This is a genomic window from Stenotrophomonas maltophilia group sp. Smal32 (assembly GCF_030237085.1).
In the GTDB taxonomy this organism is placed as follows: domain Bacteria; phylum Pseudomonadota; class Gammaproteobacteria; order Xanthomonadales; family Xanthomonadaceae; genus Stenotrophomonas; species Stenotrophomonas maltophilia_Q.
Window position 1 is genome coordinate 1 of sequence record NZ_JASJSI010000087.1, and the last position, 18,263, is coordinate 18,263.

An 18,263-nucleotide genomic window follows, 5' to 3' on the forward strand; every position below is an offset into this window, starting at 1 on the left:
CCGCAGGAAGGGGGTCGGCGGGTCCTCTCTCCCCCGCCGATCCCACCCGGGCGCGAGATCCTCGAGATCTCGCGCTCTTCTTGTTTTGGTGGTTGGTCGTGAAATGCGCTGCGCCTCCGATCTACCGAGAGTAGGCGACCCTCGGGCCCCCCCGGGCCACCCCCGAAAACCCCCTCCCCGGTGCCGGCGCCCCCCGGGCGGGCGTGGGTTTGAGCGCTTGGGAGCGGAAGCCTCCCAGGCAAAACGGCCTCACCCCAGGGGGCCTCTTACCGGCCTTTATGGCGGGTAACCTTCCCCGGTGGGGCCTGGGGGGCCGCTGGTGACTGCATCGGGGGGGGGGGGGGGTTATTGTGGGGTGGGGGGGGGCCCCAATGGGGGTCGAACGGCCCCCCCACCCCTGCGTTGGGCGTTATTTATCGAAACCCAGCAGCAGCGGGTCGTGGTCGGAGCTGCGCCACGGCCCCGGCACATTGCGGCCCTGGTAGCCGCTGGCGTCCTGCTCGTCGGCGTTGCTGTGCCATTCGGCGGCGCCGCGCAGGCGCTTGGCCATGCCCGGGCTCAGCAATGCATGGTCGAGGCGGCCGGTGTAGCCGTTGTAGACGTAGCTGTAGGGATGCTCGACCTTGGCCACCTTGAACGCGTCCTGCCACCCCAGGTCATGCAGGGTGCGGATCGGGTCTTCCATCGCATAGGCGTTGAAATCACCCAGCAGCACGGCGTCCTTGGCGCCGGTGCCGGTTGGATCCGTCTGCAGCCAGGCGTGCAGCTGCTGCGCGGAGGTCACGCGGGTCGCATTCCAGCAGCCCTGGTTGTCATTGTGGTCGGCGTCTGCACCGGCGGCCTCGCGACAGCCCTTCGACTTGAAGTGGTTGGCCACCACCACGAACGGCGCGCCCTGCTTGCCCTGGAAGGCCTGCGCCAGCGGCACGCGGCTGTGCTCGACGAACGGGCCACCGGTCAGCGTGGCCGGCTTTCCCTGCGGCTGCAGGCGGTTGCTGCGGTAGATGATGCCGACCCGGATCGGATTGTCGCCGGGGCCGTTGCCGGCATCGACGAAGCGCCAGTCACCCTGCGCGCCGCGGTCCCGGTTGAGCGCATCGACCAGTTCGGCGATGGCCGACTGCGGGCCGTAGCCATCGTTTTCCAGTTCCATCAGCGCGGCGACGTCGGCACCCAGCGCGTTGACCGTGGTGACCAGCTTGGCCACCTGCGCCTTGTGTTCATCCAGTGTGCGCGCACCGCGCAGGGTCGGGAAGCCACCGCCCTGGCCGTCGCCGTTGAAGAAGTTCTCCAGGTTGAAGGCCGCCACGTGCAGGCTGCCCGGCACCGTCGGCACCGCCGGGCGCTTCAGCTCCGGCAGCTTCAGCACACCTTCGACCTGCAAGCGCGGGTGCCCCTGCGCGTCCACGTGCACGACACCTTCCACGTTGCGCAGCTGCATGCCGGCGCGCAGCACCGGGTTGCCCGGCAGGTACGGCACGCTGGCCGGGTCGCGGGCATCACTGCCATCGTCCAGCACCAGGCGGCGGCGCAGGTTGTCGGCCATCACCTGCTCGTAGCCGGCAGTACCCGGCGCGGCCACTTCGGTGGGCTGCCAGAGGCGGCCATCGAAGGCGACAGTGAGCTGGCCGAAGCGCTCCAGGCCATCGGTGCCGGCCAGGGTGAGCGGCGCGGCGATGCGCACACGCTGGCCGTCCAGCGCGCGCCAGTCAGTCGGCGCGGCGGTCAGCACCACGGTCGCGCTGCTGCGCGCGGCAGCGGGCGTCGTAACCGGTGCGGCCTGCGGCTGGGCCTGGGCGAAGGCGCTGGCCGGCAGCAGCAGGGACAGGGCAAGGGCGAGGGAACGGCGGCGCATCGACGGGCGATTCCAGGGAAGAGGGCGCACAGACTAACCCTGAAATGCGAAACCCCGCTTGCGGGCGGGGGAATATGGGCGATCAGGCCTCGGTGGGCAAAGCCGGTGCGGTGACCGGCGTGACCGGCGGTTAGGCGATTCGGTCGTTCGGCGGTTCGGCGGTTCAGCAGTTCGGCCATCCAGCGGTTTGGCCGTTCCGCCGTTCGGAGGCTATTTCAGGTTGCCCAGCATCCAGTCCACGGTGGCGTGGATCTGCTCCTCGGTCAGCGCCGGGTTGCCACCCTTGGGTGGCATGATGCCGCCGTCCGGGCCGGTATAGCCCTCGATGGCGTGCTTGTAGAGGGTGTCCTTGCCCTGTGCGATGCGCTTGTCCCAGTGCGAATGGTCCAGCGTCGGCGCCATGCCCACACCCGTGGTGTGGCAGGCGGTGCACAGGTTGTCGAAGATGACCTTGCCGTCCTTGGTGCCGCCGTAGGCCACCTGCGACGCGGCCTTGGCCAGCGCGGCGGCCTTGGCGGCGGCCTGCGCGGCAGCGCCGGTGCTGCCGGCATAGACCGCGCCGGTGGGCGAGATGCGCTGTTCGGTGCGCTTGGCCGCGGCCGGCGACACCTCGGGCGGAATCCGGGTGTGGATGTAGGCGGCAAGGAGGATGAGGCCGAGGGTGATGGTCGCCAGCAGCGCGATCACCATGGAGAAGCGTTTCAGGAACTCCAGATCGTAATTCCGCACTCTTCGTTACCCCTGGCTGATAGTCGTTGGACCACGGCTGAGCGACTGCGTGATGGACCGAGTATAGAACGCGCTTTGCGTGCGACAACAGGCGTCACTGCTGGTGCGGCGCAACATGCCGGGGGGCTGGGGTCAGATCCCTTTTGCCACGCAGAAGGGATCTGACCCCGGCAACGCAAGCGCGGCAACAGCCGCCGGGCATGGCCCGGCGCTACCGTTTTGCGGAGGCGCCGATCGCGCGCAGGCAGAAGCTGCAGATCGCATCCACCAGTGCGCCTTCGTCGCGGTGCGCTTCGCGGCTGGGCGCGGTCGGGCCGACCATCGCTTCGGTGAAGGCACCGACCAGGCACGCGGCCGTGGCGTGCGCGTCCTGCGCCGGCAGTTCACCGGCGGCCACGCCCTCTTCCACCAGGCGCAGGAAGACATCCCCAAAGGCACGACGGCCGCGCATGCGTTCGGCTTCCACGTCCGGGTCGACCGGCTCGACGATGAAGGCATGGGCCAGCCCCGGCCCCGCCAGGGCGCGGCGGACGAAGGCGGTGATCGCCAGCCGCAGCCGCTCGCTGGCCGCCTCCGGACCACTGGCAATGCGCTCCATGATCGCCACTTCATGGGCCACGGCGGCGTTGAGCACCTCCACGAACAACTCGGCCTTGGACGGGAAGTGGCGGTAGATCAGGCCGGTGGACACCCCGGCCTGGGTCGCTACGGCGGTCACCGGGGCGTTGCGCCAGCCACCGGTGGCGACCAGCTCGCGGGTGGCCAGCAGGATCCTTTCACGGGCCCCGGCCAGGCGTTCTTCCATCAATGCAGAGCGTTTATAGGCCATGTTCTGATTCTAGTTTCAATTTTTGAATTCGTATTCACTTCTTACCCGAACCCCGCTACGCTGGGGTCCAATCGCCCGTGCGGGCAGCGGTCCTGCAGACCGCCGCCCGCTCCCCCGCCGGGTGCGTCCATTTCCTGCCATCCCGCCGTGGAGCCACCACAATGCACGTGCCATCCCTGAACTTCGATCTTGGCGAAGACATCGACCTGCTGCGCCAGAGCGTGGCCCATTTTGCCGCCGCCGAGGTCGCACCGCTGGCCGCCGAAGCCGATGCCAGCAACCAGTTCCCGCTGGCCCTGTGGCCCAAGCTGGGCGAACAGGGCCTGCTCGGCCTCACCGTGGAGGAAGCATACGGCGGCACCGGCATGGGTTACCTGGCCCATGTGGTGGCGATGGAAGAAATCTCGCGCGCCTCCGGCGGCATCGGCCTGTCCTATGGCGCGCACTCCAACCTGTGCGTGAACCAGCTGCGCAAGAACGGCAACGAGGAACAGAAGCAGCGCTTCCTGCCCGACCTGTGCAGCGGCGCCAAGGTCGGCGCGCTGGCAATGAGCGAACCGGGCGCCGGCTCGGACGTGGTGTCGATGAAGCTGCGCGCGGACAAGCGCGGCGACCGCTACGTGCTCAACGGCAACAAGATGTGGATCACCAACGGCCCGGATGCCGACGTGCTGGTGGTCTATGCCAAGACCGACATGGACGCCGGCGCCAAGGGCATCACCGCCTTCCTGGTCGAAAAGGGCATGAAGGGCTTCTCCACCGCGCAGAAGCTGGACAAGCTGGGCATGCGTTCCTCGCCCACCTGCGAGCTGGTGTTCCAGGACTGCGAAGTGCCGGAAGAAAACGTACTGGGCCAGGTCGGTGGCGGCGTGCGCGTGCTGATGTCCGGCCTGGACTACGAGCGGGTGGTGCTGTCCGGTGGCCCGCTGGGCCTGATGGCGGCGGCCATGGACGTGGTGATGCCCTACGTGCACGAGCGTCACCAGTTCGGTGAGGCGATCGGCAGCTTCCAGCTGATCCAGGCCAAGATCGCCGACATGTACGTGGGCCTCGGCGCCTGCCGCGCCTATGTGTATGCCGTGGCGCGCGCCTGCGACCAGGGCCGCACCACCCGCCAGGACGCAGCCGGTGCCATCCTGTACGCCGCCGAGAAGGCCACCTGGCTGACCGGCCACGCAATCCAGATCCTGGGCGGCAACGGCTACATCAACGAATACCCGACCGGCCGTTTGTGGCGCGACGCCAAGCTGTATGAAATCGGCGCCGGCACCTCGGAGATCCGCCGCATGCTGATCGGCCGCGAACTGTTCCAGCGCACCCTGTAAGGCCACCGCGATGACCGTCCTGAACAGCCAGCTGCAACCGGGCAGCGATACGTTTGAAGCCAACCGCACGGCCATGCAGGCCGTGGTCGACGACCTGCACGCCACGCTTGCCCGCACCGCACTGGGCGGCAACGAAGCGGCACGCGCCAAGCACACCGCACGCGGCAAGCTGCTGGTGCGTGACCGCATCGACGCCCTGCTCGACCCAGGCAGCGCCTTCCTCGAAATCGCGCCGCTGGCCGCGCATGGCATGTATGAAGACGCCGTGCCCGCTGCGGGCGTGGTGGCCGGCATCGGCCGGGTGAGCGGCGTGGAGTGCGTGATCGTGGCCAATGACGCCACGGTCAAGGGCGGCACCTATTACCCGATGACGGTGAAGAAGCACCTGCGCGCGCAGGAGATCGCCGAGCAGAACCACCTGCCCTGCATCTACCTGGTCGATTCCGGTGGCGCCTTCCTGCCGCTGCAGGACGAGGTGTTCCCCGACCGCGACCACTTCGGCCGCATCTTCTACAACCAGGCCAACCTGTCGGCGCAGGGCATTCCGCAGATCGCCTGCGTGATGGGCAGCTGCACCGCCGGCGGCGCCTACGTGCCGGCCATGAGCGATGAAACGGTGATCGTGCGCGAACAGGGCACGATCTTCCTCGGCGGCCCGCCGCTGGTGAAGGCGGCCACCGGCGAAGTGGTGACCGCCGAGGAACTGGGCGGCGCCGACGTGCATACGCGCATTTCCGGCGTGGCCGACCACATGGCCGACAACGACCTGCAGGCACTGGCACGCGTTCGCGCGATCATCGCCCAGTTGAACTGGCGCAAGCCGGAACCGGCGATGGCGGTACAGCCTTCCGAAGAACCGCTGCTGCCGGCGCACGACCTGTACGGGGTGATCCCGGCCGACACGCGCAAGCCCTACGACGTGCGCGAAGTGATCGCGCGCCTGGTCGATGGCTCGCGTTTTGATGAGTTCAAGCCGCGCTACGGCGCCACGCTGGTCACCGGCTTCGCCCATCTGAACGGCTACCCGATCGGCATCATCGCCAACAACGGCATCCTGTTCTCCGAGTCGGCACTGAAGGGCGCGCACTTCATCGAGCTGTGCACCCAGCGCAACATCCCGCTGGTGTTCCTGCAGAACATCACCGGCTTCATGGTCGGCCGCAAGTACGAACAGGGCGGCATCGCCAAGGACGGTGCCAAGCTGGTGATGGCGGTGGCCTGCGCCAGGGTGCCCAAGTTCACCTTGGTGATCGGCGGTTCGTTCGGTGCCGGCAACTACGGCATGTGCGGCCGCGCGTACTCGCCGAACTTCCTGTGGATGTGGCCGAACGCGCGCATCGGCGTGATGGGTGGCGAGCAGGCGGCCAGCGTGCTGGCCACGGTCAAGCGCGATGGCATCGAAGCCAAGGGCGGGCAGTGGCCGGCAGCGGAGGAAGACGCGTTCAAGGCGCCGATCCGCGACCAGTTCGAACAGCAGGGCCACCCGTATTACGCCAGCGCGCGCCTGTGGGACGACGGCGTGATCGATCCGGCCGACACCCGCCGCGTACTGGCCCTGGCGCTGTCGGCCAGCCTCAACGCCGCTCCACAGCAGACGCGCTTCGGCGTGTTCCGCATGTAACCCATGCCATGACCGAGCACGCTCCCATGAAGCCCGTTGCCATGTTCACCAAAGTCCTGATCGCCAACCGCGGCGAGATCGCCTGCCGCGTCATCGCCACCTGCCGCCGCCTCGGCATCGCCACCGTGGCGGTGTATTCCGATGCCGACCGCACTGCGCGTCACGTCCGGCTGGCCGACGAAGCCATCCACATCGGCCCGGCCGCCGCGCGCGAGAGTTACCTGCGCGGCGATGCCCTGCTCGACGCCGCACGCGCGACCGGCGCGCAGGCCATCCACCCCGGCTACGGCTTCCTCTCCGAGAATGCCGACTTCGCCGACGCCTGCGCCGCCGCCGGCATCACCTTCATCGGCCCACCGGCCAGCGCCATCCGCGCGATGGGTGACAAGAGCGCGGCCAAGGCACTGATGGCCCAGGCCGGCGTACCGCTCACCCCGGGCTACCACGGCGACCAGCAGGCGCCGGACTTCCTGCGCGCACAGGCCGACGCCATCGGTTACCCGGTACTGATCAAGGCCAGCGCCGGCGGCGGCGGCAAGGGCATGCGCAAGGTCGAGCGCAGCGAGGACTTCGTCGATGCGCTGGCCAGCTGCCAGCGCGAGGCGGCCTCGGCGTTCGGCAACGACCATGTGCTGGTCGAGAAGTACGTCGAGCGTCCGCGCCACATCGAGATCCAGGTGTTCGGCGATTCCCACGGTGATGCGGTGTACCTGTTCGAGCGCGACTGCTCGGTGCAGCGCCGCCACCAGAAGGTGCTGGAAGAAGCGCCGGCGCCGGGCATGAGCGCCGAGCGTCGTGCGGCGATGGGCAAGGCCGCGGTCGATGCCGCGCGCGCGGTGGGCTATGAGGGCGCGGGCACCGTGGAGTTCATCGCCGGCCCGGACGGCGATTTCTACTTCATGGAAATGAACACCCGCCTGCAGGTCGAGCACCCGGTCACCGAGTACATCACCGGCACCGACCTGGTGGAGTGGCAGCTGCGGGTGGCTTCGGGCCAGCCGCTGCCGCTGCGCCAGGAACAGCTGGCCATCCACGGCCACGCAATTGAAGCGCGGCTGTACGCCGAGGATGCCGATCGTGGCTTCCTTCCCTCCACCGGCACCCTGCGTCGCCTGCGCCTGCCGACTCCGTCGGCCAACGTGCGCGTGGATACCGGCGTGGAGGAAGGCGACAGCATCACCCCGTACTACGACCCGATGATCGCCAAGCTGATCGTCTGGGACGTGGACCGCGTTGCCGCGCTGCGCCGCATGAGCCAGGCACTGGCCGACTGCCAGGTGGTGGGCGTGACCACCAATGCCGGCTTCCTGCGCCGGCTGGTAAACACCGATTCGTTCACCCACGCCAAGCTGGATACCGCGCTGATCGAACGCGAACAGACGGCGTTGAGCGTAGTCGGCGACAGCGAACATGCACTGTGGCTGCTGGCAGCGGTGGCCGCCGTGACCAGCACCGCAGGAGCCATCACCGATGCCCGCGACCCGCATTCGCCATGGCAGGCACAGGACGGCTGGCGCCTCGGCGCATCCACCCCGCGCGTGCTGCCGCTGCAGCAGGGCGAGCGCCGGCACACGCTGAGGGTGTGGCCGCGGGCTGATGGCTGGCGCGTGCAGTGCGACGACGCAGCACCGGTGCAGGTGATCGGCACGGCCGATGCACAGCATCTGACCGTGCAGCTGGGCGAGCGCCGTTGGTCACTGCAGCTGCTGCGCGAAGGCGACCAGCTGTACCTGTTCGGCGCCGACGGCCAGCACCGCTTCACCCTGCATGATCCGGTGGGCGAATCGGACCACGCCGTGGCCGATGCCGGCAGCCTGCTGGCGCCGATGCCGGGCAAGATCGTCGCCACGCTGGTCGCGGCCGGCACCGAGGTCAAGCGCGGCACCCCGCTGGTGGTACTGGAAGCGATGAAGATGGAGCACACCCTGCAGGCACCGGCCGACGGAACGGTGAAGGGCTACCGCGCCAAGGCAGGCGACCAGGTGGGTGATGGCGCAGTGCTGGTGGACTTCGAAGCGGCGTGATGTGGCAGAGGCCGCGCGGGGTCAGCCCGCGCGGTCTTCAAGGTTCCAGATCACGCCTGCCGGGTCCAGCTCGCTGGTCGTCATCCGTGATGCACGCCATCCGAAACCGCAGACCGCGAGCACCCCCTCATTGATCGTGTCCAGGCCCAAGGCTCGTTCGATCGGCTTTTCGTTGATCGCCGCAGTAATGAATGCTCCCAGGCCGGCATCCGTGGCCGCCAGATACAGCGTCTGCGATAGATGTCCCGCCTCCATCGCGACAACCCGATAGCTTTTCCCATGCTGGCGATACTTCCAGTACGTCCTGTTGAAACGCGGGGCCAGGATCACCAGCACATGCGCATCCGCAAACCAGTGCTGCTGCCCGACCATGGACATCACGAAGTCGCCATCGATGGCCACGGGGCAATCAATCGGCAGCAGTCCGTGGCCCTGCGCTCGATAGAGATACATGCCGGCAGCAAGTCCTTCGACATTACGCACCAGCACGTAGGCTTCGACAGGATGCAGTCCGCCGCCTGAGGGTACGTTCTTCTTCAGGAACACCAGATCATCGCCTTCTCGCTGGCAGCTGCTGCTGCCGAATGCCCGCTGCAGCATCTGGCTCAGCAGGGGCAGTGGCAGTGATCGGGTGACATCGAAGTTCCGGCAGGTGACGCGCCGCGCCAGCAGTGCGTCGAAATCGTTGGACTGCTGAGGCGGCAGTGGTACCAATCCTGCTTCGGCAGCGGCAGCGGCAGCGTGCGGTGGGGGCGCTCCCAACGTCCTGCGCATCTGCGAGGCTGTTTCGATCTGTGATTCACGCATGTTGCGAACGGCGTCAACATCCTCCCAGCGTGAGAAGGCATGCATGACCGCAGCCAGAGGGTGCCAGTGCGTTGCACGCAGCCGCTCATCACGAGCGGCAACATCGTCATCCTGTCCGCGGGTCAACACCAGGCGACTGGCAATCAGCAGGTCCATCGCAGGTGAACAGGCTTTCTCTGCCTCAAGCGTGGTCCATGCACTTGGGCTCAGGCTTCCCAGCAGCGCCTGTGCCGTGGCGTCCAGCACCACCGGCGCATCCAGGTGAGGGGCGAGTGCCTCCCAGGCAAGCGTGCGCACCAGGCCATCACCACCGCGCAGCAGGCCTTCAAGCTCAAACCGGATCTGCTCGGTGGGCTGTACCACTACGATCGCGCAGCGCCTGACATCCATCGGATCAGCCTTCCTTCATCGTGAATCCACGTTATCGAACCGCGGCCCGATTCCTTTACATCTTCCGCTCCACCCTCTCAAGAACCGGTTTGCCAGGCCGACATCACCACTGCCCCTCGACACTCCATGGATGCAGGACACAATGCCCACGTTGACGCTCTCGCTGCCGGTTGCCAGGACGCTGGTTCAGCGCCTCGCCACCGATGACACCTTCCGCCAGCTCTTCGCCACCGACACGGCCGCCGCGATACTGCTGGCTGGACACGTTCCATCCAACCCGGCTGACCTTCAGCAGTTCGTCCAGGATTGCTGCAAGAACATCTGCCTGGCGGAGAAGGACGTCATCGCACAGGCCGAAGACCAGATCGTCGCCATGCTGACCAGTGGTACCGGCTACTCCGTGCCGATGCTTGAGGACGGTTACGGCTCGCCGCGCACGCTGCGCTGAGGCATCGAGGCCATGGTGTCGGCAGCCTCGATTGCCGGCGCCGCCATGAGCCTGCGCACATCCACTACGTTAAGTGCCTGCAGGCAGAAGCTGCATTGCGCTTCTGCATAGGCAAATCCGGGGCGATCACGCAGCCAACGCGTCTGCTCATGGGCAACATCCTTCAAGCCCGCCTCCAGCGCCAGGTCACGCACTGCCAGCCGCACCTGCAGGCGTGGCTGCTTCTTCAGCAGCGGTACGAGCAGGTCCAGCCCGGCCTGGGGCCGACCCTCATGCTGCATCATCCGCCCGGCCAACAGGGTGACGTACTGGCGCAACACGCTGCTGTCAGGAAGATCCTGAAGCGCGTTCATCCGGGCCTGGACCGCCTTGGCCGGTGCGGCATCGCCCAGTCTCAGTGCCAGCAAGGCTGCCGCGTGTGCTGCAACCAGGCGATCCACTACCTCCACCGCGGGTTCGCCGCTCAGCTCTTCGAATGGCGCGGTCGCGGACGCGCGCGCCACCATCAAGGCTTTCGACTTTCTGCCGGCCATCATGTAGGCGACGGCCAGGGGCATGTCGAAGTTGTACCGATCCATGCCCTGGCGCCGTGCGGCAAGCATCCTCCCCTGTTCGGCGAGCTTGATGGCGCCCTCGACATCGCCTTGGTCAAGCGCAATCGTGGTAGCGAAATTACCAGCATGGAAGTTGTTCGGATCGATCCGTCCAAGCAGCGCATTGGCCTTCTCGAACTCGGCACGCGCTGCCGCCACCGTCGCCTGGCGCATCAATGCACCCTCCCAGCCATTGCTGGCGGCACGGCTGAACGCGATGTCAGCGTCTGCGTAGCGCTCGCTGGCCAGCAAGGCGCGGCCGTACTGGTCCTGTGCAATCTCAGGCAATTCGACCCTGCTATGTGCAACACGCCTGGAAAGCGCCAGGGCCTCGGCAAGGCGGTTCTCGTGGAAAAGATTCAGACCGGCGTTGTAGCTTGCAGGCATGTAATCCGGATACAGCTCTGCCATGCGCGCCCAGCCATCGGTGGCACGATCCGGATCACCGATCTGCAGCGCCCAGTTCTGCACATACAGGCGCTCGCGTGGCGTAAGGTGCCCTGATCGACGGTCGGCCTCTTCCAGCAGACGCTTGGCATCGTGGTAGTTCATCATGGCGAAGCGACAGCGGGCTTGGCCCAGCCATGCCAGGGCGAACTCAGGATCGACCTGGATCGCCTGCTCGAAGAACGCCATCGCGCCGTTGAAATCTCCGCGGCTGTAGCGCTTCTGGCCCAAGGCAAACGCACGCAGCGCATCCATGCTGCCCGTGGTCACCTCGGGCAGGGATTGGCTGTCGCGCTGGATCAATGCGGGCTCTTCGCCCAGGCGATCGCGCAGCTGGCGCGAAACATCGTCCACCGCCGCCAGTACCGCACCCGCCTTCGCATCGGCGGATACCACGGCCAGGGTACGCAGCGTCGACGGCTCGACCACCTCCACGCTGAAGCGGGTGCGGCCGCCGATATCGGTAGCCGATGGCACGAACACCAGGCGGGCGCCGGTGCGCACCGCCACAGCGGCGGCATCGCCGCGTTCGCGGAGGCCGCCATCCAGCGGTTTCCGCATCATCTCAAGAGTACGGCCAACGCGGTCGTCACTGACGACATTGACGTAGCGGGACTGCTCGAGACTGATCCGGAACGCCTGGTCCAGGGCGTCATCAAGCAAGCGGTTGCCGGTGAGGTTGTGCAGCCCGCCAAGCACCACCCAATCGCGTTCAGCGAATGCGATGGCCGGCTGTGGCCGGGTCAGCAACCAGACGCCAAGCACCGCGGCCAGCAGTACGGCGGCCTGCGCCGCCATCGCCAGTGGACGGCGCCACAACGGAAGATCACGCCGGGCCTTGGCCGTGTGCCGCAGCCGCCCCGGCGTGGGCATGCCCGCCGCCTGCACGCCGTAGACTTCAGCAGGCTGGCTCACACCCTTGAAGCGCCAGCGCCCGAACGATCGCCATTGCAGGCCTTCAGCCATCGCGCCCAGCGACCCACTGGAGCGACGCATGATGGATTCGGCCACCGCCGAAAGCAGGATCTGGCCCGGCCGTGCCAACTGCATCAGGCGCGCCGCCGTCGGCTTGGCCAGGCCTTCGACTTCAATCGCCTTGGCGCCAGCCCGCACTGCCTCGGCGCTGTTCTCCCACGTGAGCACATCGCCAACATGCAGACCGGCCCGCGCCTGCAGATGGATCTCGTGTCTCTGCCCCAGCGGCTGCAGCCCACGCTGGTAATCCAATGCGAAGCCAAGCGCGTCGATCGGGCGCTCGAACAGCATGAACAACCCGTCGGAGCGATCGATCAGCTGGCCGTTCCAGCGCTGCTGCAGCGCCAGCACCAGCCGGTCGTGTTCCTGGAACAGTTCGGCGGCAGCGACGTCGCCGATGCGTTCGACCAGCAGCAGCGAGTCACACAGGTCGGTGAACAGCAGGGCGCGCAGTTGCTGGTTGTGCGGCGCCGACGTTCCGTTGTCGCCATTCATCGCCTCTGTCTCCCGATCTAGGGTGAGTCCACTGCGTCTGCCCAACGCAGGCAGTTGCCACCATCACGCTTGGCCTGGTACAGCGCACGGTCCGCGCTGGCGTACCACTCGCTCCAGCCCGCCTCCGGTGCCAGCAGGCTGGCGCCGATGCTGACCAGGCTGACGTGCGGCGTGCCGTGGCTGCGTTCCAGCAGACCGTGTACCGCGCTGAGGATGAACTCGGCCGCGTGCTGCACGATCTCGTGGTTGCCACGACGCAGGATCAGGCAGAACTCGTCACCGCCGAGGCGGCAGGCAAGGTCCTGCTCGCCGGCCATCGAGCGCAGGATGTTGCCCATGCTCTGCAGCACGCGATCGCCGGCCTGGTGGCCATGGCGGTCGTTGATCTGCTTGAAGCGGTCGCAGTCGATCAGCAGCAGCGCCTGCGGCAGCCCACTGCCATCGGCGCGGCATTCCTGCAGGTACAGGGTGAGGCCACGGCGGTTGTGCAGCCCGGTCAGTTCATCGGTACGCACCAGCTCGCGGGTGTGGGTCAGCTGGTGGGTGGTGATGTACAGGTTGTCCAGCGCGGTTTCCAGGTCATGGTTGCGCCGGCGCAGCTGGCTGATCAGGGCCTGTTCGTTGGTCAACACGCGCATGATCGTGCGGCGCAGGAAGTAGGCGACCAGGCCCGGATCGGATTCGACCAGGCGATGGAAGTCGGCGGGCCCCAGCTCAAGCACCTCGCAGTCCACCAGGGCGCGCGCACTGGCGCTGCGCGGGTGGTCACCCACCAGCAGCCCCAGTTCACCGAAGAACTCGTGCTGGCCAAGCGTCTTGATCACCAGGTCCTCGCCGAAGTCCAGTTCGATCTGGCCTTCCAGGATCACATACATGCGCTCGCCACGATGCCCGCGCTGGAACAGCCACTGTCCGGCATGAAGCTTGCATGGACGGGCAAATCTGGCGAACAATGCGACTTCGGCATCGGACAGCAGCGCATGCACGATCTCGGCCATCGCCACCCGGGCGATACCTGACGTCACATCACTGTTCTCGGCCGCACCCCTGCCGGTCATTCCCTGCACCCGCCGCCAGCGTCCCCTGGTGAGCCGCGGAGCATAGCACCGCTTTAAAATGTGCGCCCTATCTCATTTTGAGCCTTGTGGTCCACTTTCCCGATGTGAAGGCGCGCGGTGGCCGTTCTGCCCGCCACGGTCGAGGGAAAAGTCGTTCCGGATCAATCTGATGGCCACCTTCACAGGGTTTCGGCCAAGTTGCCGGTCTGTGGGGTGCGCCGGATTGACGCTGCCTGCGTTCATCGCGTTTCCATCGATACAACAACGCCGGCAGGTCCCCCGACCGGCCGGCGTTGTCTGGCCCTTCCCTGGCCACCCTGATCGTATTTCGAGGCTTCGGTAGCGCCGGCCGCTGGCCGGCACTACCGATCAGGCGGCGCGCTCGCTACGCCCGCCGTGGAACTGCTCTTCTTCGGTCGAACCGGTCAACGCGATGGTCGAGGACTGGCCCTGCTGGATCGCCTGGGTCACGGCATCGAAGTAGCCGGTGCCGACCTCGCGCTGGTGCTTGACCGCGGTGAAGCCACGCTCGGCCGCTTCGAACTCGGCCTCCTGCAATTCCACAAAGGCGCTCATCTGGCGGCGTGCATAGCCGTGGGCCAGGTTGAACATGCCGTAGTTCAGCGCGTGGAAGCCGGCCAGGGTGATGAACTGGAACTTGTAGCCGTAGCTGCCCAGCTCGCGCTGGAACTTCGCGATCGTTGCGTCGTCCAGGTTCTTCTTCCAGTTGAAGCTGGGCGAGCAGTTGTAGGCCAGCAGCTTGCCCGGGAACTTCGCATGGATCGCCTCGGCGAACTTGCGCGCGAATTCCAGGTCCGGCTTGCCGGTCTCGCACCACACCAGGTCGGCATAGGGCGCGTAGGCCAGGCCGCGGCTGATCGCCTGGTCCAGGCCATTACGCGTCTTGTAGAAGCCTTCCACGGTGCGTTCACCGGTGGCGAACGGCTTGTCGTTGCCGTCGATGTCGCTGGTCAGCAGGTCGGCCGCCTCGGCATCGGTGCGCGCCACCAGCAGGGTCGGCACGCCCAGCACGTCGGCGGCCAGGCGCGCGGCGTTGAGCTTCTCGATCGCCTCGCGGGTCGGCACCAGCACCTTGCCGCCCATGTGGCCGCACTTCTTCACCGAGGCCAGCTGATCCTCGAAATGCACGCCGGCGGCGCCGGCCTCGATCATCGCCTTCATCAGCTCGAACGCGTTGAGCACGCCGCCGAAACCGGCCTCGGCATCGGCCACGATCGGCTGCAGGAAGTCGATGTCATCCTTGCCTTCGGCGTGGTGCAGCTGGTCGGCGCGCAGCAGGGTGTTGTTGATGCGCTTGACCACCGCCGGCACCGAATCGGCCGGGTACAGCGACTGGTCCGGATACATCTGGCCGGCCAGGTTGGCGTCGGCCGCCACCTGCCAACCGGACAGGTAAATCGCCTTCAGCCCGGCCTTGACCTGCTGCATGGCCTGGTTGCCGGTCAGCGCACCCAACGCGTTGACGAACTCGCGCTCATGCAGCGACGCCCACAGCTTCTCCGCGCCCAGGCGGGCCAGCGAATGCTCGATGTGCACGGTGCCGCGCAGGCGCACCACGTCGGCGGCGCTGTAGTTGCGCTGGATGCCTTCCCAGCGTGGGTTGGTGTCCCAGTCGTGCTGGATCTGTTCGGCAGTGGGCAGCTTGCTCATGTCTTTCTCCAGTTCGGTTCGTGCGTGCAGCGGGGAGGGAAACGGCGGGATTGCGGGCGGTCGGTCAGTCGATGCGCGCGTAGGCCGGCAGGGTCAGGAAATCGGTCAGTTCGTTGCTGCGGCTCAGTTCGGCCAGCAGCGCGATGGCTTCGCCGATGCGTGCGCCACCGGGCAGCGCGCCGGTGTCGCCCAGCCGCGCCGGCAGCTGTGCCAGCGTGGCGTCGAGCAGGGCCAGGTCGATCGCGGTGCCATCGTCCAGCTGCTGGCCCGGCGTGTGCAGCCACTGCCACAGCTGGCTGCGGCTGATCTCGGCGGTGGCAGCGTCCTCCATCAAGTGGTGGATCGGCACGCAGCCGTTGCCATCCAGCCACGCCGCCAGGTAGCGCACGCAGACTTCCACGTTGCCTTCGAAGCCGGCGCGGGTGATGGTGCCCGGCGGCCTTGCGATCAGCTCATCGCGACCGACGCGCACGTCCTGGCGCAGCACGCTGTGCTGGTTCGGGCCGGGCATGTGTTCGTCGAAGATTGCCATCGCCACCGGGATCAGCGCCGGGTGCGCGACCCAGGTGCCGTCGTGGCCGGCTGTGACCTCGCGCAGCTTGTCGGCGCGCACGCGGGCCATCGCCTGCTCATTGGCGACGGCATCGTTGTTGATCGGGATCTGCGCGGCCATGCCACCCATCGCATGCGCACCGCGGCGATGGCAGGTCTGGATCAGCAGCTCCGAATAGGCCTTCAGGAACGGCTGGGTCATGGCACCTGGCCGCGCTCGGGCAGCACGCGGTCGGCGTGGTGGCGGAAGGTCTTCAGGTAGGAGAAGATGTAATCCCAGCGCCCGCAGTTCAGGCCGACGATGCGGTCACGCAGCGCGTGCAGGATCTCGTCCATCTCGAACACCGCCGGCAGCGTTTCGATCAGCACGGTCACCTTGATCTGACCGTGCGGCAGGCCGAGCATGCCTTCGATGTGCGACAGCGCGGTCTCCCACAGTGCAGCCTCTTCCATGCTCTGCAGCTTGGGCAGGTAGAAGTACGGGCCGCGGTCCTTGCCCTGCAGGGTGCGGGCGTTGTGGAAGGCGAAGACGGCCGCGTCGAACAGGCCACCGGCCAGCGGCTGGCCGTCGATGGCTACGTGCTTTTCGTCCAGGTGCCAGCCACGTGGGCGCACGATCAGCACCGCCTGCTCGTCGTAGGGGCGCAGGCGGTAGTGCTTGCCATTGGGTGCGGTGTATTCCAGATCACCGCGCACCGCCGCCGCCAGCGACTGCTGCCCGGCCAGCAGGTTGCGCCAGGTCGGCGAGGTCGAATCCTCGAAGTCGGCCATGAACACCTTGGCGCCGGAATTCAGCGCATTGATGACCATCTTCGGGTCGGTCGGCCCGGTGATCTCGACGCGGCGGTCCTGCAGCGCGGCCGGCAGCGGCGCAACGGTCCAGTCGCCGCTGCGGATGGCGGCAGTGTCTTCGCGGAAATCCGGCAGGCCGCCCTGGTCGAAGAACGCCTGGCGCTCGCGGCGGGCCAGCAGCCGTGCCTGCCGGCCCGGTTCCACCGCACGGTGCAGCGACACCAGCAGGGCCAGCAGCGGCGCCGGCAGCATGGTGTCCTGGCCGGCCACGCGGGTCGCCAGGGCGATGCCGGGGGTAGCCTTGCTGGCAGGGGTGGGAACAGCGGAAGCGACGGCGGACATGAGGCGACTCCAGCGGTGGGGGAACGTCTCCACGGTGCGGCCGGGGCCGAGTATTTGGCAAAACAGTTTTTGCAATGTTCTACATAAATTGTGCTAATACTTATGACGCCATGACCACGCGTCCCTCGCCAAGTCCGCGTTTTTCCTACAAATCCGACCGGTTGAAGCCGCTGCGCGCGTTCTGCCAGACGGTGCGCCTGGGTTCGGTCTCACGGGCTGCTGAGGCACTGTTCGTCAGCCAGCCGGCCATCAGCCTGCAGCTGCAGGCACTGGAACGGGAGTTGGGCGTGCCGCTGTTCGAGCGCAGCGGGCGGCGCCTGGTGCCCAGCCGTGAGGGCCAGCTGCTGTACGAAATGGCACAGCCACTGGTGGAGAACCTGGACGGGCTGGAGGCGCGCTTCCGCGACAAGGTGCGCGGCCTGGACGCGGGCGAGCTGAACATCGCCGCCAACAGTTCCACCATCCTGTACCTGCTGCCGAAGATCGTGGAGCGCTTCCGCCTGCATCACCCGGACGTGCGCCTGACCCTGCACAACGCGATCAGCGCCGACGGCACCGACCTGCTGCGCGAGGATGCCGCCGACCTGGCGATCGGCTCGATGACCGACGTGCCGGCCGATCTCAGCTACGCCCCGGCCTACCGCTTCGAGCAGGTGCTGATCGCGCCGCACGATCATCCGCTGGCCAGTGGCGGCGAGCTGGAGCTGGCCGACATTGCGCGCTACCCGCTGGTGCTGCCGCCGAAGCGGCAGATCACCTACCGGCTGGTCGACCAGGTCTTCCAGCGCCACCGCATCGCCTACACCGTGGCGCTGGAGGTGGGCGGCTGGGAGGTGATCAAGCAGTACGTGGCGATGGGCATGGGCATTTCCATCGTGCCGGCGCTGTGCCTGAACGAGGCCGACCATGAGCGGCTGGCAGCGCGGTCGATGAAGCGCTGGTTCCCGGAACGCAGTTACGGGGTGATCGTGCGGCGCGGCAAAGCGTTGTCGGCGCAGGCGCGGGCATTCATCGAGCTGATCCAGCCGGAGTTGTTCAGCCCGCGCGATTACGACCAGAGCGGGCATTCCGAGCGGTAAAGGGTGTTCGGCAGGGCTGCGCCCTGCCCCCCTGCAGAGGCCAGAGCAACAGCCGAAGCAACAGCAACAGCGAGCTATCCGTGTGATGGCGGGGTGGGGGGGGGGGGGGGGGGGGGGGGGCCCCCCCCCCCCCCCCGGGCCGGCGGGGCGCGCCGGCGCCCGCGCCCCCCCCCCCCCCCCCCCCCCCCCCCCCCCCCACACCCCCCCCCCGCGCTGCGTGGGGGTCGCGGG

Annotated in this window: 12 protein-coding genes and 1 pseudogene; 5 read left to right on the forward strand and 8 right to left on the reverse strand. The window is 67.4% G+C overall.

What is annotated here, in order from left to right:
- Positions 1–409 precede the first annotated feature (409 nt).
- The 3 genes from QRO91_RS17230 to QRO91_RS17240 all read right to left on the reverse strand — a co-directional run bounded on the left by QRO91_RS17230 (position 410) and on the right by QRO91_RS17240 (position 3,413).
- The gene (locus tag QRO91_RS17230; protein ID WP_049429777.1) at positions 410–1,855 is read right to left on the reverse strand and encodes an ExeM/NucH family extracellular endonuclease; all 1,446 of its coding nucleotides are present in this window, start codon (positions 1,853–1,855) and stop codon (positions 410–412) included.
- Positions 1,856–2,065: 210 nt separating this feature from the next.
- Entirely contained in the window at positions 2,066–2,584 is a 519-nt protein-coding gene (locus tag QRO91_RS17235) for a cytochrome c5 family protein (protein ID WP_043400625.1), read from the reverse strand.
- Between the two features lie 211 nt (positions 2,585–2,795).
- The gene (locus QRO91_RS17240) at positions 2,796–3,413 is read right to left on the reverse strand and encodes a TetR/AcrR family transcriptional regulator (protein WP_049429778.1); all 618 of its coding nucleotides are present in this window, start codon (positions 3,411–3,413) and stop codon (positions 2,796–2,798) included.
- Between the two features lie 161 nt (positions 3,414–3,574).
- On the opposite strand from QRO91_RS17240, the gene QRO91_RS17245 reads away from it, so the two are divergent.
- Genes QRO91_RS17245 through QRO91_RS17255 form a run of 3 tightly spaced genes read left to right on the forward strand, consistent with a single transcriptional unit; the run spans position 3,575 to position 8,383 of the window.
- Positions 3,575–4,738 (forward strand): isovaleryl-CoA dehydrogenase, encoded by a 1,164-nt coding sequence (locus QRO91_RS17245; RefSeq protein ID WP_197651120.1) that lies wholly within the window; start codon positions 3,575–3,577, stop codon positions 4,736–4,738.
- 10 nt (positions 4,739–4,748) lie between these two features.
- Positions 4,749–6,359: a carboxyl transferase domain-containing protein gene (locus tag QRO91_RS17250; RefSeq protein WP_197651119.1), complete on the forward strand. Its 1,611-nt coding sequence runs from the start codon at positions 4,749–4,751 to the stop codon at positions 6,357–6,359.
- 8 nt (positions 6,360–6,367) lie between these two features.
- Positions 6,368–8,383: an acetyl-CoA carboxylase biotin carboxylase subunit gene (locus tag QRO91_RS17255; protein ID WP_404830273.1), complete on the forward strand. Its 2,016-nt coding sequence runs from the start codon at positions 6,368–6,370 to the stop codon at positions 8,381–8,383.
- A gap of 21 nt (positions 8,384–8,404) precedes the next feature.
- Here the strand turns inward: QRO91_RS17255 and QRO91_RS17260 are convergent, their stop codons facing one another.
- Positions 8,405–9,580, reverse strand: a complete 1,176-nt coding sequence (locus QRO91_RS17260) for a putative peptide maturation dehydrogenase (protein ID WP_049429782.1) — start codon at positions 9,578–9,580, stop codon at positions 8,405–8,407.
- Between the two features lie 142 nt (positions 9,581–9,722).
- Here QRO91_RS17260 and QRO91_RS17265 point away from each other — a divergent pair, with 142 nt between their 5' ends.
- Positions 9,723–10,028: an NHLP-related RiPP peptide gene (locus tag QRO91_RS17265; RefSeq protein WP_049429783.1), complete on the forward strand. Its 306-nt coding sequence runs from the start codon at positions 9,723–9,725 to the stop codon at positions 10,026–10,028.
- Here QRO91_RS17265 and QRO91_RS17270 read toward each other — a convergent pair.
- The 4 genes and pseudogenes from QRO91_RS17270 to aceB all read right to left on the reverse strand — a co-directional run bounded on the left by QRO91_RS17270 (position 10,001) and on the right by aceB (position 16,953).
- Complete coding sequence (locus QRO91_RS17270; protein WP_049429784.1) at positions 10,001–12,538, reverse strand: putative peptide modification system cyclase; 2,538 nt, start codon at positions 12,536–12,538, stop codon at positions 10,001–10,003. The two genes, QRO91_RS17265 and QRO91_RS17270, sit on opposite strands and share 28 nt — an antisense overlap.
- 17 nt (positions 12,539–12,555) lie before the next feature.
- Positions 12,556–13,596 carry a diguanylate cyclase gene (locus QRO91_RS17275; RefSeq protein ID WP_049429785.1) on the reverse strand — a complete coding sequence of 347 codons (1,041 nt, stop codon included), beginning with the start codon at positions 13,594–13,596 and terminating at the stop codon, positions 12,556–12,558.
- 369 nt (positions 13,597–13,965) lie between these two features.
- Complete coding sequence (aceA, locus tag QRO91_RS17280; protein WP_197651117.1) at positions 13,966–15,267, reverse strand: isocitrate lyase; 1,302 nt, start codon at positions 15,265–15,267, stop codon at positions 13,966–13,968.
- Positions 15,268–15,331: 64 nt separating this feature from the next.
- Positions 15,332–16,953 (reverse strand): annotated as a pseudogene (gene aceB / locus QRO91_RS17285) (malate synthase A).
- A 110-nt stretch (positions 16,954–17,063) separates the two neighbouring features.
- On the opposite strand from aceB, the gene QRO91_RS17290 reads away from it, so the two are divergent.
- Positions 17,064–18,032, forward strand: a complete 969-nt coding sequence (locus QRO91_RS17290; RefSeq protein ID WP_012478790.1) for a LysR family transcriptional regulator — start codon at positions 17,064–17,066, stop codon at positions 18,030–18,032.
- Positions 18,033–18,263: the final 231 nt, after the last annotated feature.